The organism is Leucobacter allii, from assembly GCF_022919155.1.
GTDB classification, from domain to species: Bacteria; Actinomycetota; Actinomycetes; order Actinomycetales; family Microbacteriaceae; genus Leucobacter; species Leucobacter allii.
This window is the reverse complement of the sequence record NZ_CP095045.1, coordinates 1491285-1515258: the sequence shown is the minus strand read 5'-3', so window position 1 is coordinate 1515258 and position 23974 is coordinate 1491285. Positions and strand designations below refer to the sequence as shown.

Annotated in this window: 39 protein-coding genes; 36 read left to right on the top strand and 3 right to left on the bottom strand. The window is 68.8% G+C overall.

The window, feature by feature from the left end; genetic code table 11:
- Nucleotides 1–199 precede the first annotated feature (199 nt).
- From MUN78_RS07160 to MUN78_RS07150, 3 genes are all read right to left on the bottom strand, one after another.
- The gene (locus tag MUN78_RS07160) at nt 200–658 is read right to left on the bottom strand and encodes an ImmA/IrrE family metallo-endopeptidase (RefSeq protein WP_244729665.1); all 459 of its coding nucleotides are present in this window, start codon (nt 656–658) and stop codon (nt 200–202) included.
- Between the two features lie 75 nt (nt 659–733).
- On the bottom strand, nt 734–1270 hold the full coding sequence (locus tag MUN78_RS07155; protein WP_244729663.1) for a hypothetical protein: 537 nt from the start codon (nt 1268–1270) through the stop codon (nt 734–736).
- Nucleotides 1271–1282: 12 nt separating this feature from the next.
- On the bottom strand, nt 1283–1723 hold the full coding sequence (locus MUN78_RS07150) for a helix-turn-helix domain-containing protein (protein WP_244729662.1): 441 nt from the start codon (nt 1721–1723) through the stop codon (nt 1283–1285).
- A 75-nt stretch (nt 1724–1798) separates the two neighbouring features.
- Here MUN78_RS07150 and MUN78_RS07145 point away from each other — a divergent pair, with 75 nt between their 5' ends.
- The 36 genes from MUN78_RS07145 to MUN78_RS06970 all read left to right on the top strand — a co-directional run bounded on the left by MUN78_RS07145 (nt 1799) and on the right by MUN78_RS06970 (nt 23966).
- On the top strand, nt 1799–2107 hold the full coding sequence (locus tag MUN78_RS07145; protein WP_244729661.1) for a helix-turn-helix domain-containing protein: 309 nt from the start codon (nt 1799–1801) through the stop codon (nt 2105–2107).
- Entirely contained in the window at nt 2104–2412 is a 309-nt protein-coding gene (locus MUN78_RS07140; protein WP_244729660.1) for a hypothetical protein, read from the top strand. Before MUN78_RS07145 ends, MUN78_RS07140 begins: the two co-directional genes overlap by 4 nt.
- 4 nt (nt 2413–2416) lie before the next feature.
- Entirely contained in the window at nt 2417–2695 is a 279-nt protein-coding gene (locus tag MUN78_RS07135) for a hypothetical protein (protein ID WP_244729658.1), read from the top strand.
- A 71-nt stretch (nt 2696–2766) separates the two neighbouring features.
- Nucleotides 2767–2991, top strand: a complete 225-nt coding sequence (locus MUN78_RS07130) for a hypothetical protein (protein ID WP_244729656.1) — start codon at nt 2767–2769, stop codon at nt 2989–2991.
- On the top strand, nt 2988–3344 hold the full coding sequence (locus tag MUN78_RS07125; protein WP_244729654.1) for a hypothetical protein: 357 nt from the start codon (nt 2988–2990) through the stop codon (nt 3342–3344). The genes MUN78_RS07130 and MUN78_RS07125 overlap by 4 nt, the downstream gene beginning before the upstream one ends.
- Nucleotides 3341–4150 (top strand): hypothetical protein, encoded by an 810-nt coding sequence (locus MUN78_RS07120; RefSeq protein WP_244729653.1) that lies wholly within the window; start codon nt 3341–3343, stop codon nt 4148–4150. The genes MUN78_RS07125 and MUN78_RS07120 overlap by 4 nt, the downstream gene beginning before the upstream one ends.
- A complete protein-coding gene (locus MUN78_RS07115) occupies nt 4147–4860 on the top strand; it encodes a hypothetical protein (protein WP_244729651.1) in 714 nt (237 codons plus the stop codon). Before MUN78_RS07120 ends, MUN78_RS07115 begins: the two co-directional genes overlap by 4 nt.
- Before the next feature lie 8 nt (nt 4861–4868).
- Nucleotides 4869–5117, top strand: a complete 249-nt coding sequence (locus tag MUN78_RS07110) for a tRNA pseudouridine(13) synthase TruD (protein ID WP_244729649.1) — start codon at nt 4869–4871, stop codon at nt 5115–5117.
- Nucleotides 5118–5483: 366 nt separating this feature from the next.
- Nucleotides 5484–6311 (top strand): hypothetical protein, encoded by an 828-nt coding sequence (locus MUN78_RS07105; protein WP_244729647.1) that lies wholly within the window; start codon nt 5484–5486, stop codon nt 6309–6311.
- Between the two features lie 22 nt (nt 6312–6333).
- The gene (locus tag MUN78_RS07100; protein ID WP_244729644.1) at nt 6334–7788 is read left to right on the top strand and encodes a ParB/RepB/Spo0J family partition protein; all 1455 of its coding nucleotides are present in this window, start codon (nt 6334–6336) and stop codon (nt 7786–7788) included.
- On the top strand, nt 7785–8138 hold the full coding sequence (locus tag MUN78_RS07095) for a hypothetical protein (protein WP_244729641.1): 354 nt from the start codon (nt 7785–7787) through the stop codon (nt 8136–8138). The genes MUN78_RS07100 and MUN78_RS07095 overlap by 4 nt, the downstream gene beginning before the upstream one ends.
- Nucleotides 8135–8365, top strand: a complete 231-nt coding sequence (locus MUN78_RS07090; protein ID WP_244729638.1) for a hypothetical protein — start codon at nt 8135–8137, stop codon at nt 8363–8365. The genes MUN78_RS07095 and MUN78_RS07090 overlap by 4 nt, the downstream gene beginning before the upstream one ends.
- Nucleotides 8362–8850: a hypothetical protein gene (locus tag MUN78_RS07085; protein ID WP_244729637.1), complete on the top strand. Its 489-nt coding sequence runs from the start codon at nt 8362–8364 to the stop codon at nt 8848–8850. Before MUN78_RS07090 ends, MUN78_RS07085 begins: the two co-directional genes overlap by 4 nt.
- A gap of 8 nt (nt 8851–8858) precedes the next feature.
- The gene (locus MUN78_RS07080; RefSeq protein WP_244729634.1) at nt 8859–9197 is read left to right on the top strand and encodes a hypothetical protein; all 339 of its coding nucleotides are present in this window, start codon (nt 8859–8861) and stop codon (nt 9195–9197) included.
- 198 nt (nt 9198–9395) lie between these two features.
- Entirely contained in the window at nt 9396–9680 is a 285-nt protein-coding gene (locus MUN78_RS07075; RefSeq protein WP_244729632.1) for a hypothetical protein, read from the top strand.
- Entirely contained in the window at nt 9677–10141 is a 465-nt protein-coding gene (locus MUN78_RS07070) for a hypothetical protein (RefSeq protein WP_244729629.1), read from the top strand. The genes MUN78_RS07075 and MUN78_RS07070 overlap by 4 nt, the downstream gene beginning before the upstream one ends.
- 5 nt (nt 10142–10146) lie before the next feature.
- Nucleotides 10147–10602 (top strand): ASCH domain-containing protein, encoded by a 456-nt coding sequence (locus tag MUN78_RS07065; RefSeq protein WP_488153897.1) that lies wholly within the window; start codon nt 10147–10149, stop codon nt 10600–10602.
- Nucleotides 10599–10895 carry a DUF7352 domain-containing protein gene (locus tag MUN78_RS07060; protein WP_244729625.1) on the top strand — a complete coding sequence of 99 codons (297 nt, stop codon included), beginning with the start codon at nt 10599–10601 and terminating at the stop codon, nt 10893–10895. Before MUN78_RS07065 ends, MUN78_RS07060 begins: the two co-directional genes overlap by 4 nt.
- Before the next feature lie 17 nt (nt 10896–10912).
- Complete coding sequence (locus MUN78_RS07055) at nt 10913–11434, top strand: hypothetical protein (RefSeq protein WP_244729624.1); 522 nt, start codon at nt 10913–10915, stop codon at nt 11432–11434.
- 8 nt (nt 11435–11442) lie between these two features.
- Entirely contained in the window at nt 11443–11814 is a 372-nt protein-coding gene (locus MUN78_RS07050; protein ID WP_244729622.1) for a hypothetical protein, read from the top strand.
- A gap of 102 nt (nt 11815–11916) precedes the next feature.
- Nucleotides 11917–12642 (top strand): hypothetical protein, encoded by a 726-nt coding sequence (locus tag MUN78_RS07045; protein ID WP_244729621.1) that lies wholly within the window; start codon nt 11917–11919, stop codon nt 12640–12642.
- On the top strand, nt 12639–13169 hold the full coding sequence (locus MUN78_RS07040) for a hypothetical protein (protein ID WP_244729619.1): 531 nt from the start codon (nt 12639–12641) through the stop codon (nt 13167–13169). The genes MUN78_RS07045 and MUN78_RS07040 overlap by 4 nt, the downstream gene beginning before the upstream one ends.
- Nucleotides 13166–13768 (top strand): hypothetical protein, encoded by a 603-nt coding sequence (locus MUN78_RS07035; protein ID WP_244729618.1) that lies wholly within the window; start codon nt 13166–13168, stop codon nt 13766–13768. The genes MUN78_RS07040 and MUN78_RS07035 overlap by 4 nt, the downstream gene beginning before the upstream one ends.
- 11 nt (nt 13769–13779) lie before the next feature.
- Nucleotides 13780–14034 (top strand): hypothetical protein, encoded by a 255-nt coding sequence (locus MUN78_RS07030; RefSeq protein WP_244729616.1) that lies wholly within the window; start codon nt 13780–13782, stop codon nt 14032–14034.
- A gap of 188 nt (nt 14035–14222) precedes the next feature.
- Entirely contained in the window at nt 14223–14519 is a 297-nt protein-coding gene (locus MUN78_RS07025; RefSeq protein WP_244729615.1) for an HNH endonuclease, read from the top strand.
- 201 nt (nt 14520–14720) lie between these two features.
- Nucleotides 14721–15101, top strand: coding sequence for a hypothetical protein (locus MUN78_RS07020; RefSeq protein ID WP_244729613.1), 381 nt, complete (start codon nt 14721–14723; stop codon nt 15099–15101).
- 289 nt (nt 15102–15390) lie between these two features.
- On the top strand, nt 15391–16653 hold the full coding sequence (locus MUN78_RS07015) for a DNA modification methylase (RefSeq protein WP_244729612.1): 1263 nt from the start codon (nt 15391–15393) through the stop codon (nt 16651–16653).
- Between the two features lie 6 nt (nt 16654–16659).
- The gene (locus MUN78_RS07010; protein ID WP_244729611.1) at nt 16660–17289 is read left to right on the top strand and encodes a terminase small subunit; all 630 of its coding nucleotides are present in this window, start codon (nt 16660–16662) and stop codon (nt 17287–17289) included.
- 24 nt (nt 17290–17313) lie between these two features.
- Nucleotides 17314–18948 (top strand): phage terminase family protein, encoded by a 1635-nt coding sequence (locus tag MUN78_RS07005; RefSeq protein WP_244729610.1) that lies wholly within the window; start codon nt 17314–17316, stop codon nt 18946–18948.
- Nucleotides 18949–18958: 10 nt separating this feature from the next.
- Nucleotides 18959–20545: a DUF935 domain-containing protein gene (locus MUN78_RS07000; RefSeq protein ID WP_244729609.1), complete on the top strand. Its 1587-nt coding sequence runs from the start codon at nt 18959–18961 to the stop codon at nt 20543–20545.
- Nucleotides 20427–21524 (top strand): head maturation protease, ClpP-related, encoded by a 1098-nt coding sequence (locus tag MUN78_RS06995; RefSeq protein WP_244729608.1) that lies wholly within the window; start codon nt 20427–20429, stop codon nt 21522–21524. The genes MUN78_RS07000 and MUN78_RS06995 overlap by 119 nt, the downstream gene beginning before the upstream one ends.
- 3 nt (nt 21525–21527) lie before the next feature.
- A complete protein-coding gene (locus MUN78_RS06990; RefSeq protein ID WP_244729607.1) occupies nt 21528–21890 on the top strand; it encodes a capsid cement protein in 363 nt (120 codons plus the stop codon).
- Between the two features lie 13 nt (nt 21891–21903).
- Nucleotides 21904–22815: a phage major capsid protein gene (locus MUN78_RS06985; protein ID WP_244729606.1), complete on the top strand. Its 912-nt coding sequence runs from the start codon at nt 21904–21906 to the stop codon at nt 22813–22815.
- A 2-nt stretch (nt 22816–22817) separates the two neighbouring features.
- On the top strand, nt 22818–23261 hold the full coding sequence (locus MUN78_RS06980) for a hypothetical protein (RefSeq protein WP_244729605.1): 444 nt from the start codon (nt 22818–22820) through the stop codon (nt 23259–23261).
- Between the two features lie 16 nt (nt 23262–23277).
- The gene (locus MUN78_RS06975; protein WP_244729604.1) at nt 23278–23643 is read left to right on the top strand and encodes a hypothetical protein; all 366 of its coding nucleotides are present in this window, start codon (nt 23278–23280) and stop codon (nt 23641–23643) included.
- Nucleotides 23640–23966: a hypothetical protein gene (locus MUN78_RS06970; RefSeq protein WP_244729603.1), complete on the top strand. Its 327-nt coding sequence runs from the start codon at nt 23640–23642 to the stop codon at nt 23964–23966. The genes MUN78_RS06975 and MUN78_RS06970 overlap by 4 nt, the downstream gene beginning before the upstream one ends.
- Nucleotides 23967–23974 lie beyond the last annotated feature (8 nt).

Sequence of the window (23974 nt, the reverse complement as noted above, 5' to 3'; positions counted from 1 at the left end):
TCCCCGCCCGGGATTCGGTAGCCGCCGCGCCACCGCCCCGAAGGCAGTTGCTCGGTCCAAGCCATCAGCGCACCTCCTGGTTCAGGGCGCGCTCAGGTAGCGTGGTGTTCATCGTTTCGTCCTCTCGTTGGGTGATTCGGTGCCGGCCCCCGGCGCGCGTTCAGTTTGGCGACAGTCGCGCGTTGGGGGCTTCTCAAGTTCAGGCGCTCGACACGCGACAGCGCTCGCCGCAGGGGCGCGTGCGGCGCTGTTCGACTTCGTCGGCGATGTCGGGGTGCTGCTCGAGGTAGACCCGGAGCGCGCGGGATGTGATGTCGAGGTCGAGGCACCAGGTCGCGGGGTCGGGGTGCTCGAGCATGGAGCGGATGAGTCTCTCGCGGTCGATGAGTCGTTCCGCGGCGATGCGGTCGCAGGCGAGTTCGCGCTTGCGGAGTTCTATCCCTTCTGGGATGGGCTGGTCGCCGCGGACGATGTGGGCGCATTCGTGCGCGACATCGAATCGGTGCTGCCGCCAGGTGCGCTCAGGGTCGAGGATGATCAGGCGGATGTCGTGGTGGGTCTCCGCATTGTGCTCGGGGCGCGTTCGCGGTCCGGTGATGACGTCGTAGCCGAGTTCGGCGGCGTGGTCCCAGGGGTCGTATACGTCGTATGGGTGCATGTGTTTCCTGCCTTTCGGGCGCACTTGACCAACCCAGGGTGTCCGGGGGTCAAGTTGGGGGTCGCGCCGAGGGGTCTACCAGCAGCTGCCGCTGGTCGAATCGCCGGCGAGGTACTCGCGTTCGAACGATTCCTTGGATGCGCAGAAGCCGTCGAATCGGCGAGCGTTGACGGCGTCCTCCGGGGTCGCGCCGGGGGTGAGTGGAGCCCAGAGGCCGGGAGCGACGGCTACCGCCTGCCCAGTGCCGGTGCCTTCGAAGCTGATGCGCATGTGCTCTGGCACGGCCGAGATGTCGACGACCTGCGGGTACCCCTCCGGCAGCGCGATGTCGAGTTTCGGATCGCTCGGTTTCGGAGCGGAGGCGATCTCGGCTTCACGGGCGTCTAGCTCGGCGGTGCGCGCATCGAACTGCCCCTCCACCTCCTCGAGTTCGGCGCGGACATCGTCGGCTCGATCCCGCGCATACGCCGACTGCGCTTCGAGCTCGCTGACTTCCGGTCCGCGTGCGAGGTAACCGGCCGTGGCGCCGATGGCGAGACCGAGGATGGCGGCGATGCCGGCGGTCAGGAGGATTCGAGCGCGGGATGCTCGAGGGGCAGGGGCTTCGGTCATGGGTGCTCCAGGTCAGGCGGTGTGGAATGGGTCGTCGGGGCCAGGGTCGCCGTGGTCGTAGTTGACCTGGTCGTCGCCGTCCTGCGCGTCCGGAAGGCCATCGTCCTGGGATGCGACTGCTCTGAGGGTCTCATCGCTCGCCCTCTCACAGCGCTGCTCGCGCCGATCGTCAAGCGAGACCGGGTCTGGCTGGGCATCACCCACCGGCCTCTCGGAGTGCTCGCGCTCCGCACGCGCCAGGAGTTCCGAAGCCGTGAGGCCGATTGCGCGCGCGAGCTGACCAGTCTCACCGACCGTTGCAGGCGGCGGCTCCTGGCGAAGGATGATCCCGATGCGGTTGATCGACATGCCTGTTACCGCGGCGAGTTGCCGATAAGAGATCCCTGCGTCGATGATGCCTTCGCGCAGGTATCGCGCGATAAGCGCATCGATGGGAAGCAAGTTCTTAGCCACGCGGTAACTGTACCCGTTTCGGTACAGTCTCACAACTAACTTGTGTTTGAACCGAGTTCGGTACAAAATGTGTGCATGCAGATGAACCGAACTCGGTACAGCGATCTGGATAGCCTGGTGTCCGCCGAAGTGCGATCCGAAGTGGCGCGGAAACGCGGCCCCTCGATCTCGGCCATTGCCGCGAACATCGGAGTCCGCAGGGCATCGCTTTCACACCGCCTCAACGGGCATGCCCCCTTTACACCTTCCCTCCTCGCAGCTGTCGCGGCCGAGCTTGGCACGACCGCAGCAGAGATCATCTCCCGCGCAGAGGAGGCGCTCGACGCCGATTCAAAGATCGAGATGAGTTTGAGCGCCGCGCTCGCCGCCGAGGGGGATCGATGAACGCGGCGTCGCAGCTCGCCGACGAGCAAGAGCAGCCTGCAGTCGGCACTGTGTTCGTCGGCGCAGCCGGCGCCGCGAAGATTGCGGACCGGCACGTGGAGACCGTCCGGCAGGCCGCCCGCGAAGGCGAGCTTCACGGCACGCAGCGCGAGGGTGTGAACCCGCGCACCCACAAGCCCTTCCGTGGTGCGAAGTGGAGCTTCCGGCCGGAATGCGTAATCGCGTGGGTGGAGTGCCTGCCCTGCCCTCACCAGCGTGCAGCACGCGCGCCTGTCAATCTGGCCGACTTCCGAATGGAGCGATGAAGTGATGCCCCTTTCTGCATACGCATCCAACAGCCTCGGGCAGTTCGCAGCCGACCAGTTCGGCACGCCCACGGTGACCTCGCTCCCCGACGGCCGGTTCACCATCGAGTTCGACGTCTACCTCGGTGAGACGACCGCGTGGGAGTGCATCGAGATCCGACGCGAGGGCGACGAGATCCTCATCAGCGATCGCAACGACGGGCCGGTAGGGATCCCGACGAAGTTCATCGGCATCGTCCTCGAGTGCCTCGCAACGCTCGCACCGGAGCAGCTCAAGAGCTGACTCGCTGCCACTAGTTCGCCATCGGCACGGCTGATGGCTTGGCCACTGCATACCCGAAATCAGGAGGCGCTATGCCAATCACCCATCTTCCCGAGACCCGCCGGCGGCGAGGTCAGTACGGCTGGTACCCGGCCGCGGAGGCCGCCTGGGCCCTCATCGTGATCGTGATCATCTTCTCGCCGCTGCTCGGCCTACTGCCGACGGTGGCGCTCGCCGTGCTCGGCGCGCCGGGCGCGTTCTTCGCATCGGTGCGCCTTGTCGCCGCTTTCGCTTCGATGACAGCGGGTGCCCGATGAGCGACCAGGACATCGTCGTCGCCACCTTCGCAGTTGAGGTGCGCCGCGTCGAGCTCGTCACCGACGAGATCGTGCGGGGATTCATCAAGCTCGCCAGCGGGCCCCGGCCGGGCCGCCGATACGCGGTCAGGGATCTGCCGAGTGACTACGCCGTGGAGATCGCCTATATCGGCTACCCCGACGCGCCGCGCCATGTCGTCGGCTACCAAGACATCGTCCGAGCGTGGGCGGCGCTCGCGAGCGAAGGCCTCGTCGACCGCGACCCGGCTTCCTGCTCGATCGCTGACTCCATCCGCGTGATCGACCGCGCATGCGACCACATCCCACCGCACACCTCGAGGAGGACCTCATGACCCCGAATCCACTGGACGTGCTCGCGTCCGCGCCGCACGGCACGCTCGAGGGTGAACGCGCCGGCTGCGTCACATCGGCATGCCCCGCGACGCCGATGACGTGCGCTGAGGTCGCCGGCACCTACCGCCGAGACATCCGGTTCAAGCGGTTGTACTCGAGCGGGCTTCGCGGCCAGGAGCTCTACGACGTCTTCCGCGACGGTCGGCTCTCGGATGCCGCGGCGCCCGGACCGGCGCGCGACGGTGAGCTCGAGCCGTCGGAAGCAGAGTCCACGACCGCGGCGTCGGCCGCCACCCCGGAGCCGGCGACGCTGCCTGACGTTCCGGAGGACTGGGGCTCGCTGCTTCCCTCGAAGCGCACCGAGCTGCTGGTCGCGTGGGAGGACGGGGGACTGTCGTTCGCGGAGATCGCCGAGATGGTGGGCTCGAAGCCTGCCGGCATCGCCTCGGCGCTTCGCGCGGCGCGGAAGCGCCGAGGCGAGGAGGCCGAGCCGACTGCGGCGGCCGCGGCGCCGGCCCCGCAGCCGGAGCCGACGACGGTCCCGGAGGCGGAGCCGCAGCTGCAGCGACGTCCGGAACCGCGTCAAGCACCTATCCCAGTGCCGGTGCGGGCTGCCGAGGCCGTGAGCCGCTTCGGTGTGCCACCGATGAACGTCGCTGACATTCCCGGCCCGCAGCTTCTGCAGGCGTGGGTCGTGCTCGATCGCGAGAAGCGCGTCGTGTGCGCGACGAAGGACCTCGAGGCGGCGACCGAGTCGCTCGCGGCCGAGTGGAAGCGGCAGGTCGAGACGGGGGAGCCGGCATGAACGCGGCGCAGGCGTTCCCGGACCTGCTGCCGGCGACGATCGCCGAGCGCCGAGTGAGCATCATCCTCCCGTGGATCGGGCATGGTCAGGTGCGGGTGTGGCTCACGCCGGACCGGGATCTCGCTCTCGACGTGAACCAGGTCGTCGAGCTCCTCGACATCACGGAGCCGGCGACGTTCGAGATGCACCCGGTGACGTGGATGCATCAGTGGACGCCGCCGCCGACGCGCGCGATCGTCACGACGTACCTGTGGTCGCGCGCCGCGGTCGAGCGCGCGGCGGGTCTTGCCGCGTCTCCCGAGCTGGCGGCCGCGTTCGTTTCGTGGCTGGCGGAGCATCACCGCGACATGTGCCTTCGCGATTGGGAGGGCACTCTGGACGCGGTGCTCGATCGGATCTCGGGCACCCCGGATCGATCCGAGGTCGCGATCGCGGACGCGGCGGCGTCGCTCGTGGATCTCCTCGGCGTCGCGGTGACCCGCGACGAGCTGTTCGCCGACCTCGAGCGGATGGGATGGATCGCGCGCCTGTCGGGTGGGCGCGGGTGGCGGCCGACGCTCGAAGCGCGAGCGCGCGCCACCGCGTTCTCGCGGGTGCGGAAGCTGCCCGGCGCCGGCGGCCACTACGAGCAGTGCTACCTCACGCAGCACGGCTATACGGAGCTCGCGGCGTCGATGCGGGCGCGTCTCGAGAACGGGGACGCATCGTGAGCGGCGGCATGACCGCGTCGCAGGCGCGCGCGCTGCGCGAGCTCGCGCTCGATCTCGACGCCTTCCCCGCGGATACGGATGCCGGCGAACCTCTCCCGGGGTACGAGAACGAGATGACCGCGGGCGTGCTCGCGAGCATTCTCCGCACGACCGCGGCGCGGGAGGGCACCGGTCAGGTGCACTTCGGTCAGGCCGATTCCTGGCGACGGGTCGCGCTGCGCGTGCTCGACCGCCTGCGTGAGGCGGCGGGATCGTGAGCGGCCTGTGCCCGTGCGCGGGGGTCGAGCCGTGCGAGCGGATCTCGCCGTACGCGATGACCTACATGGTGTGGTGGCCGGAGCACGGCGTCGTGAAGTACGGGCGCGCGCATAAGTTCTCCCGGATCCGCGAGTTCCTCCGCACCGGCGCGCGCCTGATCTATGTGCAGGAGCCCGTGAAACGCGAAGTGGAGCAGCTGATCCTCTTCCTCGCCGCGGCGCGCTTCATGCCGGCGTTCGCTTCCGCTGAGGAGGCGGACGCGTCGGGCCTGATGTGGCGCGGCCGCGGCTGGACCGAATGCTTCCGGGTGCCCGACGAGCGCCTCGAGTACGCGATCGACACATTCATCGAGGGGATTGCTCCGTATGCAGATCAACCGGCAGAGGCAGTTGCCTGGCGCCGACTTCACGAATCCGCGCCTCGTCGCGCTGCCGTCGACTTGCCGGCATCTCGCGACCGCGCTGCGGATGATGGCGGATCCCGCGGGCCGCGGGGTCGCGGACGCGCCGCTGATCCGGTCGCGGGCGTGGCCGGCGGGACCGGAGGGTGCGGAGTGGCCGTCGGTCGACGACGTCGAGACGTGGCTGCTCGAGCTGAGCGAGGCGGGGTGGCTGCGCCTGTACCGGGATCCTGCGGGGACCGGCGCCGAGTTGTTCCAGATCATCGCCCGCTGGCCGAAGGTGCAGAAGGAGGGCGAGGCGCAGTACTCGGCGCCGCCGGCCGACCCGGATCCACCCGCGGAGAACGGCGAGATTCCGCCATTCCTGACTGCAGCAGTAGGGGGAGAGGGCGCGGGGGCGAGCGAGCGCGAGGGCGAGAGCGTGGGCGTGAGCGTGCGGGCGAGTGCGGGCGTGAGTGCGGGGGCGGGCGTGGGGCTTTCCCGATCTACCTCGAAGCCTCGTCTTCCGCCACCCCCGTTCTGCAGCAAGCATCCTGGCGGTCCTCCCGAGGGTCTGGACTGCAGGGACTGTGGCACCGCGAGGCTTCGGAACCAGCAGCACAAGGACTTGCGGGCGGCACGGGCGGAGGCGGAGCACCTCGACCCGCTGTTGCGGGTGCCGATGCTCGCCCATCTGGACGCGCAGTTGCTCGCGCTCGAGGAGGCCGCCGCGGGCGCGTTGCTCGGGCCCCGGCCAGTCGTCTCGGTCCCGGTCGAGTTCGTCGACGAGCACGGCCGCATCGACCACACCTGATCACCTACGCAAGGAGAACCCCATGAGTACCGAACCGACCATCGAAGCGCCGTCGTCGAGGGAGTTCATCGACGTCAGCCCGTCGGCGATCATCCTCGACGAGAACGTGCGCACCATCGTCGATATCGATCCCGACTTCTACCTGTCCGTGAAGGAGCACGGTGTGCAGCAGCCGGTGCAGGTCTGGCGCCGCGATGACGGGCAGCTCGTGCTCGAGCGGGGGCAGCGTCGTCTGCTCGCCGCGCAGCAGTCCGAGCGCGAGTTCATCACGTGCGAGGTGATCGAGCGTCCCGGCGCCGACGCGAGGGAGGTGGAGCGTGGCCGCATCATCCGGCAGCTCGGCGAGAACGACCATCGCTCCGGCCTTGCCGCGTCCGAGCACGTCGCAGCGACGACGGCCCTGTTCGAGCTGGGCATGAAGCCGGACGAGATCGCGAAGGCCACGCACCGCCCGCGGAAGGTCGTGCGGGAGGAGGTGAAGCTCGGCCGCGATCACGGTCGCACCGTTCAGGTGATGGGGGAGGAGGCGCTCCCGCTCGATGTCGCAGCGCAGTTGGTGGAGTTCGAGGATGACGAGGCGCTGCATGCTTCGCTCGCGTCGACGGCGAGCCAGGATCCGGGGGAGTTCCGTGCGGTGCTGAAGCGCGCGCAGCAGGAGCGCCAGGAGGAGTTGGCGATCGCGGAGGTGCGCGCCGCGGCGGAGGCCGACGGGCTCGAGTTCGTGCATCCGACCGTGCGCCGGGATGCGGTGACGGGCGAGTACGAGGAGTTCGGCTATTGGCTGGTGCATCGCGAGCGCGGCGAGGAGCTCACCGAGGAGAAGGCGAAGGAGCTCGGCATCTATGTCGTCTCAGCTTCCCAGCATGGCGCGTGGGAGGACGGGGAGTGGGTGTACCGGTGGCAGCGCCGCACCTTCGCCCGCAACGTCGCCGAGCACGGCTACATGAACCGGCACCGCCAGGCCGCGCGTGGCCCGCTCACCGACCAGCAGAAGCAGGAACGCCGTGAGAAGCGCGAACGCCGCGCGGCATGGAAGATCGCGACCGAGGTGCGGCACGAGTGGATCCGCGCGAACCTCCTGCAGCAGACCAAGATGCCCGACGGCGCCCTGCTGTGGATCGTGAAGGCCTTGCTCCACCACCGAGACGCCTACCACTCGAGCATCAGCTCCTACGCCACCGACTACCTCGAGTTCGCGGAAACGATGCTCGGCATCACCCACGACACCGACTACGGCAAGGAGCGCACGGCCCTGCTCGCCGCGATCGAGACCGGCAAGGGCCAGAGCGAGCTGCGCGTCGGCCTCGCGGCCGCCATCGGATGCATGGAGCACGAGATCTCCAACCCGAAGCAGCCCCGATATGGCGAGGACACCACCGCCGCGAACTACCTCACCCAGCTCGAGGAGTGGGGCTACCAACTCACCGAGGCCGAACGCGCACTCGTGAAGACAGCCAAGAAGCGGAGCCGAGCATGAGCAACAACGTCATCACCGTCACCCTGACCCCGAAGACCCGCGAACGCCTCCTCGAGCAGGCCACCGCCAAGTCCCGCTCCCTCGAGCGCCACGCCGGCGAGCTCCTCGCGCAACGCGCCGAACGCCCCGAATGGTCCGACGTGTCCGAGATGGCCGCGCTCGCCGCAGAGGTGGATGTGCGCGTCGACGAGCGCGATCGCGCGCGTGCTTCGGCGATCATGCACAGCGCCGCGGCGGACGCCCTGCATGCTCTGGTTCGGGATGCGATCGCGTCTGGGCGCCTGGTCGCCTCGTCGAGCTTCCTCGCGGACTTCGAGCGTCTCGCGGTGGAGTCGGGGAGGACCTCGTGACCGCGAGGGTGACGCCGCTGCGGCGCCGGCGTGAGCCCCGGATGAACCTGTCCGAGTTCGTAGCCGAGGTGGAGTGGCTGTCGTCGTACGGGATGCACCCCGAGATGATCGCTCGGCAGCTGGGCACGAATCTCGTCGCGGCGCAGCGTCGCCTCTACCGGGCCGACCGGCGGGATCTCGCGGCCCCGTTCGAGCTGCTCTCGGGTCGCATGCGGAGGGCAGCGTGAGCGCCGCGGTGGAGCCGGTTGAGAAGGTCTGGACGCAGGCGGAGGGGTACGCGGTCGCGCGCGGCCGCGACAACGAGCGGTCGGCATGGTCCGATGTGCCGTTGTCGTCGAGTGAGATGGGTCTCCATTCCGAGCATCACCGGCAGCTCCGCTCGCGCGGTGGGAAGCATCGCCCGTCGAACATCGTGAGCCTCGGCGGTGACGGCACCGTGTCCGAGCACGGGTGGGTGCATGCTCATCCGACGCTCGCCACGATCCTCGGCTACATGGTGCATTCCTGGGACGACCCCGCCGAGGTCCCGATCTTCCGGAACGCGCCGTTCGGCGCCGGCTACGGCTGGTACCTCCAGGACGACGACGGGCAGCTCGTGCCGTGCGGGCCGCCCACGGACGATTACGCGCTCGAGCAGATCTCCGAAGCGCTCGAGGAGTTCGAGCGCCTCCGCATCCAGTACCGCCGCGCTGCGGACCCCCGACACCTCTAGGAGCCCTCATGACCGAGCCCACCACTGATGAGCCCGAGATCCTCGTCGAGCACACCTTCACGCCGACGCACGTCTTCCAGCTTCGCGACTCCCTCATCCAGATGATCCGCCGGCACTCGTCCGAGGAGGTCCAGGTGGCCGCGGCGCAGGACGTCGCCGAGGGCCTGCTCACGGACCGCGTGATCGACCTCGTCGAGCTCAACCGAATCTCGACTTCGATGCTCGCCGAACTCGGCGCCGTCGACCCGAAGAACGTTCCCTGCGACGACGGCTCATGCGACGGCACCCGCACGCACAACCACGGCCGCAGCTGCGGCGCGCTCTGCAGCTGCGGCAAGGGATGGTGACCCCGATGGCGAGAACCTGCCCCACATCGAAACCGGGCCGCTGCACCATCAACGGCCGCCGCGCCCTCGTCCACGTCTGCATGCGCTTCCCGAAGCACGCCATCTGGCACCGCTGCACCTGCGGCCACGTCTGGCCGAACACCACACCCACCCCGAACAACGACAGCGGCGCTCGCCGCGGAACGAGAGGAGTCAGCGATGGCCGCTGAGACGATGACGAAGGCGGAGGAGACGCTCGCGGAGATGCGCGACATGGCGCTCCGGCTGCTGACGACGGCGCCGGCGTTCGTCCCGCCGGCGGAAGCCGCGTCGGCGGCGCTGCTGTACGTGCAGCTCTCGCATGTGCTGTGGCATCACCCGCAGGATCCGGATGCGGAGTGGGAGGGGCAGGCCGCGTGGCTCGCGGGCGCCGACCAGGCTCTCGCGAGCATGCGGGATCGGATTGCCGAGCTCGAGCGGCTGCGCAAGGAGTGGCGCTCGTGAGCACCTACGCGGCGAAGACGGACGTGACGAGCGATCGGTCCCGCGGTGAGATCGAGAAGACGCTCTCGCGCTACGGGGCCACCCACTTCGCCTACATGACGGAGCCGGGTGCCGCCCGGATCGCGTTCCAGGCCGCGGGTCGGCAGGTGCGCTTCACGATCCCGCTCCCGGACCCTGAGGCGCGCGAGTTCACCCACCACTCGAGGGGCGTGCGCACGGCGTCGGCGCGGGAGGCGGCCTACGAGCAGGCGACGCGTCAGCGGTGGCGCGCGCTCGCGCTGGTGGTCAAGGCGAAGCTCGAAGCGATCGAGTCGGGCATCGCGACGTTCGAGCAGGAGTTCTTCGCCCACACGGTGCTGCCGAGCGGCCGCACCGTCTTCGAGGAGACCGGCTCGCAGGTCGACGCCATGATCGCGACCGGCATGCCGGGCCGCCTGATGCTCGATGGAGGCCGCTCGTGACCGAGATGCGGATCCTCACGGTCCGGCAGCCGTGGGCGTGGGCCATCATCTACGGCGGCAAAGACGTGGAGAACCGGGTGCGGAACATCGCGGGTGGCTACCGCGGCCTGGTCGCGATCCACGCAGGCATGGCCAACTTCGAGAAGGGCAACGCCGCGGCGCGTCTCCACAAGCAGCTGCACGGCACCGATACACCGACGGAGATCGTCTTCGGGGCGATCCTCGGCGTGGTCGACCTCGTCGACGTGCACACTGCCAGCGAATGCGCAGAGATGACGTTCCAGGGGTATGCGTTCTGCTCGAGCTGGGCGGAGGAGGACGCGCATCATCTGGTGCTCGAGAACCCCCGCCCGCTTGCCTCATTGGTCCCGTTCAAGGGTGCGCTCGGCCTCCGCCGACTCGACCCCGACACCAACACCACCATCACCGCGGCGCTCGCCGCAGAGGGAGTAACCCGATGATGAGCAAGATCATCCATCGCTATCGAGTCATGGTCGGCGTGGTCGACCACCAGGTGCACCCGGCTGGCCGAGTGGTGCATGTCTCCGCTGACCGTGGTGGTAAAGACGATGTCGTCGAGGTGTGGGTCGAGCACGAGGCAGACGCCGGCAAGGTGTTGCCGAGCCCGGGCGGCATCTTCCTGAACGTGTATGGCACGGGGATACCGATCCCCGATAACGCAGGTGATCACGTTGGCTCGTGCTGCAGCGGTCCGTTCGTGTGGCACGTCTACGCCCGGAGGGAAGACCGGTGATCGGGCGGGATGGTCGCATGGCGCCGAGCATGGGCGCGTTCTTGGCGAAGACGTTGGGGGTCCCGGTCATGGAGAGCGAGCGTCTCCCGGTCGGGACGGCGGTCGCTTCGGCGGGCCGGGTCATGATGCATCCGTTGGATGTGATCGCGGTGAAGTACTCGAAGGATCCGCTGGGGCGGCTCGCCGCGGTGGCTGAGTACTTCACGGCGCGCGCTCATCGGGATCTCGATGCGCTGGCGGAGCGGGCCCAGGCGCCGGGGTATGGCAGGCACCGGAGGTTAGGGGTGTGGGCCGGCGCCCTGGCGGAGGCTTCGCAGCTCACCAGCTGGTGCGATCTGCCTCATCCGCCGGGTCGACAGTCGGGCGCGGAGGTCGATCATCTGGCCCCGGGCGGGTTCGTCCCGGGTGATGGCGAGCATTCGATGGTGATGGTTGCTCGGGAGGAGCCGTTGCCGCACGAGCACTTCATCCCGCTGGGCGTGCCCAGCCTGGGGCGATCCGCACGAATCTGGAGGGGCATGCTCGGGGGTGACTGGTGAGCGATCTCGTGGACGCGACCTCCGTCGAGCGGATCGTGGGTCGGCGCCGGCATCCGACGCTGCATTTCGGGCGCGCGGTGTCGGCGGAGGAGCGCGTGTACGTCCTGCACTCGGAGGAGTGCCGCTCGTCGACGCCGGACCTCCGCGACTGCGAGTACTCGATCGCGCAGGACCGTGGCATCGACGCGTTCTACCCGTGGCTGTTCTGGTCAACGCGACAGGACCGGGCGGTCGAGTTGCGCGTGAAGCGCGGATGGCTGATCCCCATGCACGCTGTCGCCGAGCTGACGCCGGAGGAGCGGCGGGATCCCCTCGCTGCTTACCGCCGCCACGGCCTCGGGGTCTGGCCGCAACTGCTTGAGAACGAGGGCGAGCAATGACGCGCGCTGAACTCGACGCGTACTGCCGGTCACTGGCGGCGTCGGGCGCCATCTATGCGGTGGTCGCGGCGTGGGTCCGTGAAGCGGAGGAAGGCCGATGCGATGACTGACGAACTGCCCGGGCTCGAGCTGCCTCGCCCCGAACCGGAAGCAAAGGAGTCCATCCAGCAGCGGATCACGGAGCGCGAGATGCTGGGCCTGCTCCGGGAGAAGTACACGCGCGTCCGCCCGGGCACGAACGCGGACCGGTTCGTTCGCGCCCAGCATGTCCGCTACCCCGCGGAGAGATACGTCGGGGAGGCGCGCGCGATCGCCGACTACCTGGTCGTCGACACCTACGACAAGCACGAGCTCATCGGCTTCGAGGTCAAGGTCTCACGAGCCGACTGGCTCGCCGAGCTCCGCAACCCCCGCAAGGCCGAGTACTGGCGACAGCACTGCCACCGCTGGTACCTCGTCAGCAGTGACCCGAACATCGTCCGAGACGACCTTCCCGACGGATGGGGCCACATCACCCTCGGACCACGCGGCCTCCGCATCACACGCAGAGCACCCGCGCTCGCCGCCGAGCCGATGACCGGCGCCGTGCTCGCGTACTGGGGGCGCGCGATCGCGAAGACGCGGGCCAGCGAGCTCGAGGCAGACGCGATCGAGCACTTCCTCGAGCGGACCTCCCGCAGCTCGCCCGAACGATGCTCCGCCTCGACACCGGCCGCGGCCCACAGCCAGTTCCATCCCGACGACCCGTCCTCGATCCGCTGCACCCGCCTCGGCGCGCACGACGAGCACGAGGATGCGTACTCCGGCCTGACCTGGATGGAGCCATGACCGACGAGACACTCCCGCCGCCGCTGTTCGACCTCGACGACTTCGACCCCGCTCCGTCGCCTCTTCGCCTCCTTGGCGCGCCGACGGCGTTCCCGACGCTTCCATCGCGCTGGGATGGCGACGTTGTCCGCTGGGACGACTGGCAGGAGCTGCCACTGTCGTCAGTCGAGTTCCACGGGAAGTCCTATCAGTGCGCCGCCTGCGGCACCGCTGCCCGCCCGTACACCAGCCTCGGACGCCGCCAGCCCGGCACGGGCGAGGTGTTCGAGGTGATCCGACGTCACAAGACCATCCGGTCCCGTTGGGGCAAGTCCTACAGGATCCCCGTCTACGACCATGCGACGGCATGGCCAGTCATCCAGTGGATCGCTACTCGCTGCGGCTGGTGCGGCCTCACGGAGGTCGTCGACCTCGACAGCGACGAGACCTGGATCCTCGACGACACCGACTACGGGCCGGATGGCAGCCGCCGCCCCGAAGACACTCCGCACCCCGCCGCCCTTGCATTGGAGGACCTGACCCCATGACGCACGATGCCTTCGGGCGAATCGACTGGTTCACCTCAGCGCTGAACGACGTCCCGCATCTGATCCTGCACATGCGTGCGCAAGCAGTGCCGTCGATGCAGGCGAGCTCTGAGCCTCGCGTGTCGGGGTCCAAGGAGCGCGCGATCGCACCGTTGAACATCGACCCGCTCGACGAGGCGGACGATGTCTGGGGGCGGGTCTGCTCCCTCGCAGTGGACTTCGCTGAGCGCTCGGGCAAGTGGCGCGGTCTGCCTGACGAGCTCGACCGCCAGTGGCTCGTGGCGACCTCGTCGCAGTTCTCCGTGGTCGGCTTCTCAACCACGGACCCGGATCGCATCTACTCCGATGTCATCGCCGTCACTCGGTACCTGCGAGAGCACGCGTACACCCTCACTCTCGGTGCCGAGTACTCGGTCCCCGTCGACGAGCTCGTCGCGTCGATCCAGGGGGCTCGCGCCCGATACCCGGGGGCCGCCTTCCGCCCGCATCGGCATCGTTGCCCGAGGTGCCTGCGCAACGGCGTGGTCCCGATCTACTCGCAGACGGGCCAGATCCAGCAGCTGCGGTGCGAGCGCTGCGGCGCGTCCCGCACGTTCTGAGAGGAGTCGAAGTGGTCGAGGTCGAGCAGGAGCCCGAGCGGTGGTTTACCTACCGCGGTGCTGCGCTCCGTGTCGACCGCTCGGTGCGCTCGATCAAGCAGTGGAGGAAGGACGGCATGCCGATGGGATGGGACGAGCTGGGGCGCAGGATCGTGCGCGAGGACGTACTGCTCGCCGAGCTACGACGCCGTCTCGCCGCGAACCCCGCGCACCAGTACCGCATCCGCGCTGCGCTTGGCGACACGCCGACGGAAGGGTGGTCTTGACCGAGGAGTGTCTGCACCCCCTAATCTCTCAAATGCAGAAGTAGGCCGGACGCCCCACGCGGGGATGTCCGGCCTTCTGCATTTCGGGGAGAGCCCCCGGCCGTGAGTGTTGCGCGCAACGGCCGGGGGACACCCGCCCATCGTGTGGGAGGGCGAAGGTGGCCGGTAAGCGGAAGAACACGCGGCGCATGAACAAGCTCCGCACCGAGTTCTACGAGGAGGGCAAGCGCCTCGACGCGGATCCCGCGACCCGGCACCTCTCGGTGTGCGCGGCGCCGCGGTGCGGGCAGCGCATCGATTACGACGCGAAGCCGGGAACGACACCGAACTCGCACACGCTCGAGCACGTCAAGTCGGTTGAGGACTTCCCGGAGCTCCAAGAGGATCCGACGAACTTCGCGCACTTCCACTTCAACTGCAACTCCAGCAAGGGGAAAGGCACGACGAGCCTGGGGCTCGGCGAGCAGGTCCCCGACTGGTGGTAGCCGCCCAGGAAGGAACTGGCCATGAGCCGACGGCCAGACTACGACGACTCAATCGTCAGCGGAGGCATCGCAGCTTGTCCGACGTGCGGTGACGAACTCGCGAGCGCGTTGCCGTGCGAGCTGCACCACCATGTCGATGGATCGCACACCGTGACCTACGACTCCAACCTCCACACGATCATCACCGGATAGGACATCATCATGGATCGATTCGCTGCAGCTGGTCTCGTACTCGACGCTCTGGCCCATCCTGATCGACGGGTCGCCGTCGTCGCCGCGCGGCAGCCGGAGTCGCGCGCATGCCTCGAGGCGGTTGCGGCCGCGGCAACAGCATCGGCCGGGGGAGCCATGGTGAAGCGCGTCCAGCGCACGAACGGTGATGAGTCGATCAGCTTCGTCAACGGCTCCCGGATCATCTTCCGTTCTGCCCGCCAGTCGCTGCGAGGCCGCCTCCTAGACGTGATCTTCGTCCATCCCGACGTGCCTCGCCACGTACTCGACGATCGCCAATGGAAGGAGTGGCGCCGCGAGCACGAGCCGTGTCTCCTCGCTCGTCAAGGCGAGCTGGTCTTCGCATGGTGATCATCTGCAGCAGGTCGCGCCGTCAGCGTCACCAAGTTCATCGTCGCTATCTGCACCGATAGCTTCTGCTGAGCGTCGTGCTCGCTGACCTGCGCTCGGCGAGCAGGCGACGGCGCGTGCTGCGCTCGATCCGAGCCGTCGACCGCCTGAGCCGCTGAAAAATCCAGCGATCTCGTGGGGGGCGGCCGACCGCGCCGGGGGGTCTTCCTCTCTCCCCGGCGAGTTCGACCCCCCTCGCGCGCCCGCGCCCGCGCGCGCGTCCTCTCCTGCAACCCGACCGGAGGTGCGATTGGCTCTCGCGATCACGAGCTTCGCCGTCGACGAGCTCTCGACCTACCACCGCAATCCGCGCCGCGGCGACGTCGCAGCGATCGCGGCCTCGCTCGCAGCACGAGGGCAGTACCGTGCGATCGCAGTCAACGTCGGCACGCACACAGGGCGCCCGCTCGAGGTGCTCGCCGGGAACCACACGCTCCGCGCAGCCCGCGAGCTCGGCTGGACCCACATCGACGGCACCACCGTCGACGTCGACGACGCGGAGGCCGCACGAATCGTCGCGGCCGACAACCGGCTCGCCGACCTCGGCAGCTACGACGACAGCGACCTCCTCGCCGTGCTCGACCTGGCCGGCGACCTGACCGGCACCGGCTACACCGACGCTGACATCGCGTCCCTGCAGCTCGCGCTCGACGAACCCGTCGCGCTCACCGATCCCGACGACGCCCCTCCGCTCCCGGAAGCGACACCGGTGTCCCGACCGTTCGACGTCTGGGAACTCGGGCCTCACCGACTCTACGTCGGCTCATCCGGCGACACCGACGCCGTGCTCGCCGCGATGCCAGCGCCGGCCGACTGCATCTGGACCGACCCGCCCTACGGCGTGAACTACGTCGGCGGCACCGGCCTCACCATCAAGAACGACGGCCGCGCAGAGGCCGCCCAGGTCTTCCGCGATGCGATCCCCACGATGCTCGCGATCGCGCGGCCCGGCGCCCCGATCTACGTCGCTCACGCCGACAGCATCCGACCCGACTTCCAGCGCGCACTTGAGGACGCCGACATCACTGTCCGCCAGACGCTCATCTGGGTCAAGGACGCACTCGTCCTCGGCCGCGCCGACTACCACTGGAAGCACGAACCCATCCTTGAAGCCGCGCTCGCCGCAGAGACGGATCACGAGCCCGTCGCCTACGGCTTCGTTCCCGGCGGTGAAGGACGTCTCGGCCGGGGCGGTGATCGCTGGTTCGGCGACAACCGGCAGACCACGGTGTTCGAGGTACCAAGGCCCAAGGCTTCCCGCCTGCACCCAACGATGAAGCCGGTCGAGCTCGTCGAGCGGATGCTCCGCAACTCGTGCGCACCAGGCGCCCTCGTGGCCGACCTGTTCGCGGGTTCAGGTTCGACACTCCTCGCCGCCCATCGCGCGGGCATGATCGCGATGCTGTGCGAGCTCGACCCCGCTTACGCCGACGTGATCTGTGAGCGGTGGGAAGCGCACACCGGTATCTCGCCGGTCCGCGACGGCGAGACCGTCTCGTTCAGCGGGAGGTGATCGACGATGTCCGCGGAGAAGGATCTCCAGGCGCTCGAGCTCCGGCGCGCCGGCGCCCCGATACCGCGCATCATGAGCGTGGTCGGATTCAAGACCCGCGAGGGCTGTGAGAACGCGATCGCGCGCGCGATGCGCGCACAGGGCGTCGTCTCGGATCCGATCGCGCTGCGCGCGCTCGAGTTGGATCGACTCGACCGTCTGCACTTCGGCGTGTGGACCAAGGCCGTCGGCGGTGACCCGGCCGCGGTCGACCGCGTGCTCGCGATCACGGAGATGCGGCTGCGCATCACCGGCATCATCGAGGCAGGCCTCACGCCGCTGACGAGCGCCTACGACCAGACCATCGACTCGCTCGAGCTCAAGGACATCGACCAGGCGCTCGTCGCGCTCGGCCGCCGCTACTGCGAGCAGGTCGACGCCGCGAGTGGACTCGGCGACCCGACCTCGGTGACCAAGGCGTTGCACCTGATCCCGCACGTCGTGAACGTGCTGCGCGAGCTCGGCGCGACGCCGGCGGTGCGCGGTGCGGTGACGGCTCGCGCACCGAAACCGCCCGAGGCCTCCGGCAGCACGAAGGGCGGGGCGAAGGTGACGGGCATCACCGAGTTCATGAACCAGCACGGCATGAAGGCCTGAGCCGCGGCGGAGGGGGTGCGCCGGATGGCTGAGAAGCAGTACGGCCGCACCGTACCCCGGCTGTGGACGAAGCCGCTGCGCGAGCTCACCCCGGAGACCACGCTTGGCTTCGAGGTCATCGCCTTCGCCACCTACGTCCTCGGCGTCACCCTCTACCCGTGGCAGGAGTGGCTGCTCAAGCACGCGCTCGAGCTGCGCCCCGACGGCTCCTACCGCTTCCGCCGCGTCGTGGTGCTCGTCGCCCGCCAGCAGGGCAAGTCGATGCTCGCGGCGGTGCTCGCCGCCTGGTGGCTGTTCATCGACTCGACCCGCCACCCCGACCGGGTGCCGCCGCTCAAGTTCAAGGTGATCGGCACCGCGCAGAACCTCGACATCGCGCGCGAGCCGTGGTCGATGGTGAAGACCTGGTGCGACCCCGAGCCCGAGACCGACGAAGAGGCCGAGCTCACGATCGAGGCCCTGCGTGAAGCGACGAAGCGGGTCTCCGACACCAACGGCAAGGAAGCGATCTTCGCCCGCTCGAAGGCGCACTACGAGATCCGCGCCGGCAAGAACGCGCGCGGCAAGCCCGCCGCGCGCGTCATCATGGACGAGCTGCGCGAGCAGCTCGACGACCTCACCTGGAACTCGCTCGCGCACACCACCAAGAGCTTCTACAACGGCATGCTCTTCGGCCTCTCCAACGCCGGCACCGCCGCCTCCGTCGTGCTCCGCCGACTCCGCTCTGCCGCGCTGGATGACATGCGCTCGTTCGAGGAGTACGTCGACTCCGGGCTGATGGATGCCGAGGAGTACGCCAACGGGCACGACGTCTCCCTCGGCCTGTTCGAGTGGTCGGCGCCGGACGGCTGCGCGAAGGACGACCCCGAAGCGATCCTGCAGGCGAACCCCTCGATCGGGTACGGCGCGATGACGGTGCAGTCGGCGATTGCCGACATCCGCACGATGACCGACGCTGGCTACCGCACCGAGGTCCTCTGCCAGTGGGTCACCGCGCAGGTGGACTCCTACATCGACATCCGCGATTGGAAGCTACGCCAGCACAAGCCGTCGAAGATCAAGATCCCGAAGGGCTCGCGCACCGTCTGGTCGATCGACATGTCGGAGGACCGCCGCACGACGTGGGTCGCGGCCGCCGTCTACACGACGAAGGGCAAGGTGTTCACCACGGTGCGCACCGCTCGTCCCGGGTGGAAATGGGCGGTCGCCTACGTGAAGGAACTCGCGGAGGCCTCGGGTCAGCGCGAGGTCGCGATCAGCTCGAAGGGTTGCGGCGCGATGGAACTCATCCCCGACCTCGAGGCCGAAGGGCTCCACGTCCACGCGCTCGACGGCAACGACTTCGCGCTCGCCACCGGGCACTTCAACGACCTGGTGTACGACAAGGACCTCGTACTCGTCGCGCAGCCCGACGTCGACCTCGGCATCGAGGGCGGTGTCACCCGCAAGTACCAGGACAACAAGGCCTGGGATCGCGGCAAGTCGCTGCCGGTCGACATCGCCGGCGTGATCGCCGAGACGCAGGCGGCGTACGCGCTGACGCGTCTTTCCGCGCCGAAGCCGACGGCATCCCCGTCCCCGCCTCCGCCCGCGGAGGTTCTGACCAACACCACCGCATTCGCCGTCGACGACTTCAACCCGGCGGACGCGAGCTTCTAGAGGAGGCATCTTGGCTGAGGAGACCGGCTACCAGGTCGACATCCTTCCCGGTTGGGGGAGGATCGCAGAGGAAGCGCACGAGAAGAATCCGGACCTCGTCTGGCCGCAGTCGATCGAGGTGTTCGATCAGATGCGCCGCGAGGACTCGCAGGTGAGTTCCGTGCACCGCGCGGTCACGCTCCCGATCCGGCGCACGGAGTGGATGATCGATCCCGCCGGCGCGCGGGACGAGGTCGTCGAGCACGTCGCAGCGAACCTCGGCCTGCCAATCAAGGGGCGGGAGTGGGTCGCTCCGCCGCGCGAGCGGGACCGATTCTCGTGGGACGAGCATCTGCGGCTGGCACTGCTCGAGCTCGTCTACGGCCACTCGATCTTCGAGCAGGTCTACCGGATCGACGCGTTCGGGCGGGCGCACATCGCAAAGCTCGCGTGGCGGCCACCACGTTCAATCAAGGACTTCGAGGTCGCAACCGACGGCGGGCTGGTCGCGATCGAACAGCATCCCCTGAACGGGGTGCGGAAGATCCGGATCCCCGTCGACCGGCTCGTCGTCTACGTGCACGAACGCGAGGGCGGCAACTGGATCGGGCACTCGCTGCTCCGTTCGGCCTACAAGAACTGGAAGCTGAAGGATCGCATGCTCCGCGCTCAGGCGCTGACGATCGAGCGGAACGGGCTCGGCATCCCCGTCTACTACGGCGCGGAGATGCCGGAGGGTGTACCGCCCGAGCAGCACGACGAGTGGGCGAAGTCGGAACGCGAGTCGGGTCTGAAGATCGTGAAGGGGCTGCGCGCAGGCGAGACGGCCGGCGTCTCTGCTCCCGCGAAGGCGAAGCTCGAGCTGATGGGAGTCACCGGCAAACTGCCGGACACCGACGGGCCGATCCGTTACCACGACGAGCAGATCGCGCGCGGTCTGCTCGCGCACTTCCTGAACCTCGGCACCGAGACCGGTAGCTGGGCGCTCGGCAGCACGTTCGCGAACTTCTTCACCGACTCGCTGAACGCCCTCGCGCAGCAGGTCGAGGACGTCGCTCAGCAGCACATCGTTGAGGACCTGGTCGATCTCAATTGGGGCGAGCACGAGCCGGCCCCGCGCATCGTCGCGGCCGCGATCGGGTCGGAGCATCCCGCCACGGCGGAAGCCGTGAAGGCGCTGATCGAATGCGGCGCGATCACACCGGACCCGAAGCTCGAAGCGCACATGCGCGCGCAGTACGGGCTCCCCGTGCTCGACGCTCAGGCCGCCGCACTCGGCATCGACGTGAAGACGCTTACGACCGTGCGCGAACTCGCCGAGACGCTGCAGAAGCTCTACCTCGCAGTCGACCCGGTGATCACCCAGAAGGAGGCCCGGGACATGATCCGGTCCACCGGATACCAGCTCGACCCTGACCCTGAGGAGGGACCAGATGAACCCATTCCGCCGGAGCCCGGAGACGAACCGGATTCCGATCCTGGCGCAGGCCCCGACGCCCGTGCAGAAAGAGGACGGGGCCGTCACACTTCGGCTCTACGAACCGATCGATTCCTGGGGGGAGTACTGGGGCGTTTCCGCGAAGGAGTTCGCCGAGGCGCTCGACCAGATCCCCGATAGCACGAGTGAGATCCGGCTGCTGATCAACTCGCCCGGAGGCGAAGTGTGGGAGGGGCTCGCGATCTTGAACGCGCTGCGCGCCCACTCCGCCCGCGTGGTCGCCGTCGTCGAGGGCATCGCGGCTTCGGCCGCGAGCTTCATCGCGGCTGGCGTCGACGAGCTCGTGATGATGAAGAACTCGGAGCTCTTCATCCACAACGCGTGGGGCATCGCGATCGGCAACGCCGAGACGATGACCAAGACCGCCGAGGACCTGGCGCACATCGACGGCAACCTCGCCGCGATCTACGCCGAGAAGGCGGGCACGCCGGCCGAGCAGTGGCTCGCGCTCATGGGCGACGACACCTACTTCTCCGCCGAGGAAGCGGTCGAGGCGGGACTCGCCGACCGGATCGAAGGAGTGGGTGACGCTGCGGCGGCGCGCGCTCGCTTCGATCTCTCCCATCTCTCGGCGCGCGCTTCGCGCGTCGAGCCGACGGTCCCGGCATCCGAGCCGGGCGCCACCAACCGAAAGGAGAACGTCGTGGCACGCGACGATTCGAACGCGGACACCCGCGACCGGCTCGGAACCACCGAGACCGAAACCGAGCAGCCGGCGGCCGAAGCCACCGCGCAGCCCACCACCGAGGCCCCGGCCGCCCCTGCGGCGGCCGCGCAGTCGACCACGGTCACGCTCGATCGCGGTCAGTTCGAGGAGCTGCAGGCTAATGCGCGGTCGGGTGCGGAAGCGCTCGCCGAGCTCAACAAGCAGCGCCGCGACGGCATGATCGAGGATGCGCTGCGGGATGGCCGCATCTCGTCGTCGACGCGCGACACGTGGCGCGCCCAGCTCGATGACAACGAGGCCGCCACCGCGAAGCTTCTCGAGGGGCTGCAGAAGAACAAGATCCCGGTTGTCGAGACCGGGCACACCGTGGAGACCAGCGCCGAGGACGCGGCCTACAACCGCGTCTACGGCCCGACCGAGAAGGGGGCATGACCCGTGTCCAAGAGCTACCTCCCGCTGTTCCGTCCCGGTGACACCGTCACCTTCAATGTCACCGCGGCGGTGACGGCCGGCCAGGTCGTGCAGGTGGGCGCCACCGACATGTCCGTCGCGCCGGCCGCGGCCGCGTCGGCGAGCGTGGTCGGCGTCGCCGGCCATGACGCCGCGATCGGCGACAAGCTGACCGTCGAGGTCGGCAAGCCCATCCACGAGCTCAAGGCCGTGGGTGCGATCACACGCGGCCAGAAGCTCGAGGCCGCCGCTGCCGGCGGCGTGCGCACCCTCGCCGAGGGTGCGGCGATCTTCCTCGCCCTCACGTCCGCCGCGGACGGCGCCGCCGTCCGCGCCATCCAGCTCTGAGAAAGGGAGCGACATGCAGACCTACCCCTTCACCCCGAGCCAGCTCTCCAACGCTTCGGCGGAGGAACTGCTGGCGTTCATCAAGTCGCCGGCGATGGTGGCGCGCCGTCTCGGCGAGATTCTCGAAGCGCAGCAGTTCCTGGGCCTGTTCCTCCTGCAGGGGCGCTACAAGGTCCAGGGCGGCGCGATCGCTGTCCCCGCGAACGAGAAGATCCGCACCGACCGCGCCGTCTCCACGGTCGCGCCCGGCGCCGAGTACCAGCTCACGACGCTCAGCGCCGAGGAGTACGAGCTCTACGTCGCGATGAAGGAAGGCATCGCGACGGAGGTCACCGACGAGGAGATCGGCCGCAGCCTCCGCCAGCCCATCGACGACGCCATGCTGTTCCTGCAGACCGAGCTGGTGTTCTCCGCGAACGAGGCTGCGCTCGGCGTCATCAACTCCTCGGTCACCCAGACCGTCGCCGCCGGCGCCGCCTGGACGAACGGCAAGCAGATCCTCAAGGATGCGCTTCGCGTGCAGGCGGCGACCCGACGCCTCAAGCTCGGCTACTCGCTCGACACCGTCGTGCTCAACAGCGAGCAGTACGCGGAGGTCATCCCCGAGCTGCTCGACGTCCTCCCCAAGGACGACGACACCGCGAAGACCGGCGCATTCCCGACGATCTCGGGACTCACGTGGGTCTCCTCGGACGACGACGAGTTCACCGACCCACTGTTCCTCGATCGGCGCCGACTCGGCGGCATCGCCCGCGAAGACATCCCCTCGCCCGAGTACCGGCCCGTCGGCAACGACACCGGCGTCGAGGTCGCCCCGATCCGCGAGCCGAAGGCGGACAAGACCCGCCTCCAGGCCCGCAACCCGCACGTGCCCGTCGTCACGAACCCGCGCGCCGGCTTCGTGCTCACCGGAACGGGGGCCTGACGATGAGCGAGCAGCCTATCTACATCGCGAAGACCGCCGTGGTGAAGGTTCCCGTCGGCCCCGCCACCGGGCACCGCATCGCGACGATCGTGCGCCGCGGCGACGTCATCCCGCAGGGCGTCGCCCAGGATCACCTCGACAGCCTCGAGACCCGCGGTCTCATCGAGAAGGTCGAGATCCCCGACACCGCCGAAGACTCCGCCGGCACCACGGCGAAGACCGACGGCGCTGAGGAGATCCCCGAGGGCGACCCCGCGGAGTCCTGGACCGGGAAGCAGCTGAAGGCCTACGCGGTCAAGCACGAGATCAACCTCGGCAAGGCGAAGTCCAAGCCCGACATGATCGCTGCGATCGCTGCCGCCAAGCAGGCCCCGCCCGCTGGCAGCACCGAAGGCGACACCGGCGCCAACCCGGCCGGCACCGACCCGGCCGGCAGCCCGGAGTGACCGAGAGGGGGCGGTGATGATCACACCCATGGATCTGGGCGGGGACGAGAACATCGCGCGTCGAGTACTCATCCGCGCGCGCAGCATCGCCCCCTGCCTCGACAGCATCGAGAACGGCTCGGAGCGGTGGAAGGACGCGGTCGCACTCCTCAAGGGCGTGATTGCCGAGCTCCCCGCTCCGGGCAGCCGCCGCACCCGCTCCATGGGCCGCAACGGCACCACGATGTCCTTCGAGATCGCCTCCGCATTCACGAACGACGACGTCGCCTCGCTGCGCGCACTCTGCACCCAGCCAGACGGCAAGCTCCCCGGCCTCCCGGTCGGGAGCTTCCCGCAACCGGGGATCGTCGACCGCATGTGGCCGGAAGGGCCCTACACATGAGCTGGGGCGCATTCTTCTACCCGCACACAGTCCACGTCCGCGACCTCAGCCTCGGCACCGGAGTCGGCGTCTCCTACGGCACAGAGCGCGCGCTCGCCGCCGAGGTGAAGGACGAGCAGCGGATGGTGCGCGATCGCGACGGCCGCGAGGTCGTCTCGAACACGCAGGTCTCGGTCGACCTCGGCGCGAATGTCGCGCCGGGGTCACTGGTGACCGTGTGGAAGGGCACGAGCGCGGAGCGTGAGGCGCAGGTGCTCGCCGTGGGCCGCAACGACAACGAGGGCAGCCCCCTGGATTCGTTCCTGCTGCTGCACCTCGAGTGAGGAGTACT

Coding starts and splice junctions, on each gene's coding strand:
- MUN78_RS07160 (WP_244729665.1), bottom strand. CDS start 658: ATGCACCCATACGACGTATACGACCCCTGGGACCACGCCGCCGAACTC.
- MUN78_RS07155 (WP_244729663.1), bottom strand. CDS start 1,270: ATGACCGAAGCCCCTGCCCCTCGAGCATCCCGCGCTCGAATCCTCCTG.
- MUN78_RS07145 (WP_244729661.1), top strand. CDS start 1,799: ATGCAGATGAACCGAACTCGGTACAGCGATCTGGATAGCCTGGTGTCC.
- MUN78_RS07140 (WP_244729660.1), top strand. CDS start 2,104: ATGAACGCGGCGTCGCAGCTCGCCGACGAGCAAGAGCAGCCTGCAGTC.
- MUN78_RS07135 (WP_244729658.1), top strand. CDS start 2,417: ATGCCCCTTTCTGCATACGCATCCAACAGCCTCGGGCAGTTCGCAGCC.
- MUN78_RS07130 (WP_244729656.1), top strand. CDS start 2,767: ATGCCAATCACCCATCTTCCCGAGACCCGCCGGCGGCGAGGTCAGTAC.
- MUN78_RS07125 (WP_244729654.1), top strand. CDS start 2,988: ATGAGCGACCAGGACATCGTCGTCGCCACCTTCGCAGTTGAGGTGCGC.
- MUN78_RS07120 (WP_244729653.1), top strand. CDS start 3,341: ATGACCCCGAATCCACTGGACGTGCTCGCGTCCGCGCCGCACGGCACG.
- MUN78_RS07115 (WP_244729651.1), top strand. CDS start 4,147: ATGAACGCGGCGCAGGCGTTCCCGGACCTGCTGCCGGCGACGATCGCC.
- MUN78_RS07110 (WP_244729649.1), top strand. CDS start 4,869: ATGACCGCGTCGCAGGCGCGCGCGCTGCGCGAGCTCGCGCTCGATCTC.
- MUN78_RS07105 (WP_244729647.1), top strand. CDS start 5,484: ATGCAGATCAACCGGCAGAGGCAGTTGCCTGGCGCCGACTTCACGAAT.
- MUN78_RS07100 (WP_244729644.1), top strand. CDS start 6,334: ATGAGTACCGAACCGACCATCGAAGCGCCGTCGTCGAGGGAGTTCATC.
- MUN78_RS07095 (WP_244729641.1), top strand. CDS start 7,785: ATGAGCAACAACGTCATCACCGTCACCCTGACCCCGAAGACCCGCGAA.
- MUN78_RS07080 (WP_244729634.1), top strand. CDS start 8,859: ATGACCGAGCCCACCACTGATGAGCCCGAGATCCTCGTCGAGCACACC.
- MUN78_RS07075 (WP_244729632.1), top strand. CDS start 9,396: ATGGCCGCTGAGACGATGACGAAGGCGGAGGAGACGCTCGCGGAGATG.
- MUN78_RS07065 (WP_488153897.1), top strand. CDS start 10,147: ATGCGGATCCTCACGGTCCGGCAGCCGTGGGCGTGGGCCATCATCTAC.
- MUN78_RS07060 (WP_244729625.1), top strand. CDS start 10,599: ATGATGAGCAAGATCATCCATCGCTATCGAGTCATGGTCGGCGTGGTC.
- MUN78_RS07055 (WP_244729624.1), top strand. CDS start 10,913: ATGGCGCCGAGCATGGGCGCGTTCTTGGCGAAGACGTTGGGGGTCCCG.
- MUN78_RS07045 (WP_244729621.1), top strand. CDS start 11,917: ATGACTGACGAACTGCCCGGGCTCGAGCTGCCTCGCCCCGAACCGGAA.
- MUN78_RS07040 (WP_244729619.1), top strand. CDS start 12,639: ATGACCGACGAGACACTCCCGCCGCCGCTGTTCGACCTCGACGACTTC.
- MUN78_RS07035 (WP_244729618.1), top strand. CDS start 13,166: ATGACGCACGATGCCTTCGGGCGAATCGACTGGTTCACCTCAGCGCTG.
- MUN78_RS07025 (WP_244729615.1), top strand. CDS start 14,223: ATGAACAAGCTCCGCACCGAGTTCTACGAGGAGGGCAAGCGCCTCGAC.
- MUN78_RS07020 (WP_244729613.1), top strand. CDS start 14,721: ATGGATCGATTCGCTGCAGCTGGTCTCGTACTCGACGCTCTGGCCCAT.
- MUN78_RS07010 (WP_244729611.1), top strand. CDS start 16,660: ATGTCCGCGGAGAAGGATCTCCAGGCGCTCGAGCTCCGGCGCGCCGGC.
- MUN78_RS07005 (WP_244729610.1), top strand. CDS start 17,314: ATGGCTGAGAAGCAGTACGGCCGCACCGTACCCCGGCTGTGGACGAAG.
- MUN78_RS06985 (WP_244729606.1), top strand. CDS start 21,904: ATGCAGACCTACCCCTTCACCCCGAGCCAGCTCTCCAACGCTTCGGCG.
- MUN78_RS06980 (WP_244729605.1), top strand. CDS start 22,818: ATGAGCGAGCAGCCTATCTACATCGCGAAGACCGCCGTGGTGAAGGTT.
- MUN78_RS06975 (WP_244729604.1), top strand. CDS start 23,278: ATGATCACACCCATGGATCTGGGCGGGGACGAGAACATCGCGCGTCGA.
- MUN78_RS06970 (WP_244729603.1), top strand. CDS start 23,640: ATGAGCTGGGGCGCATTCTTCTACCCGCACACAGTCCACGTCCGCGAC.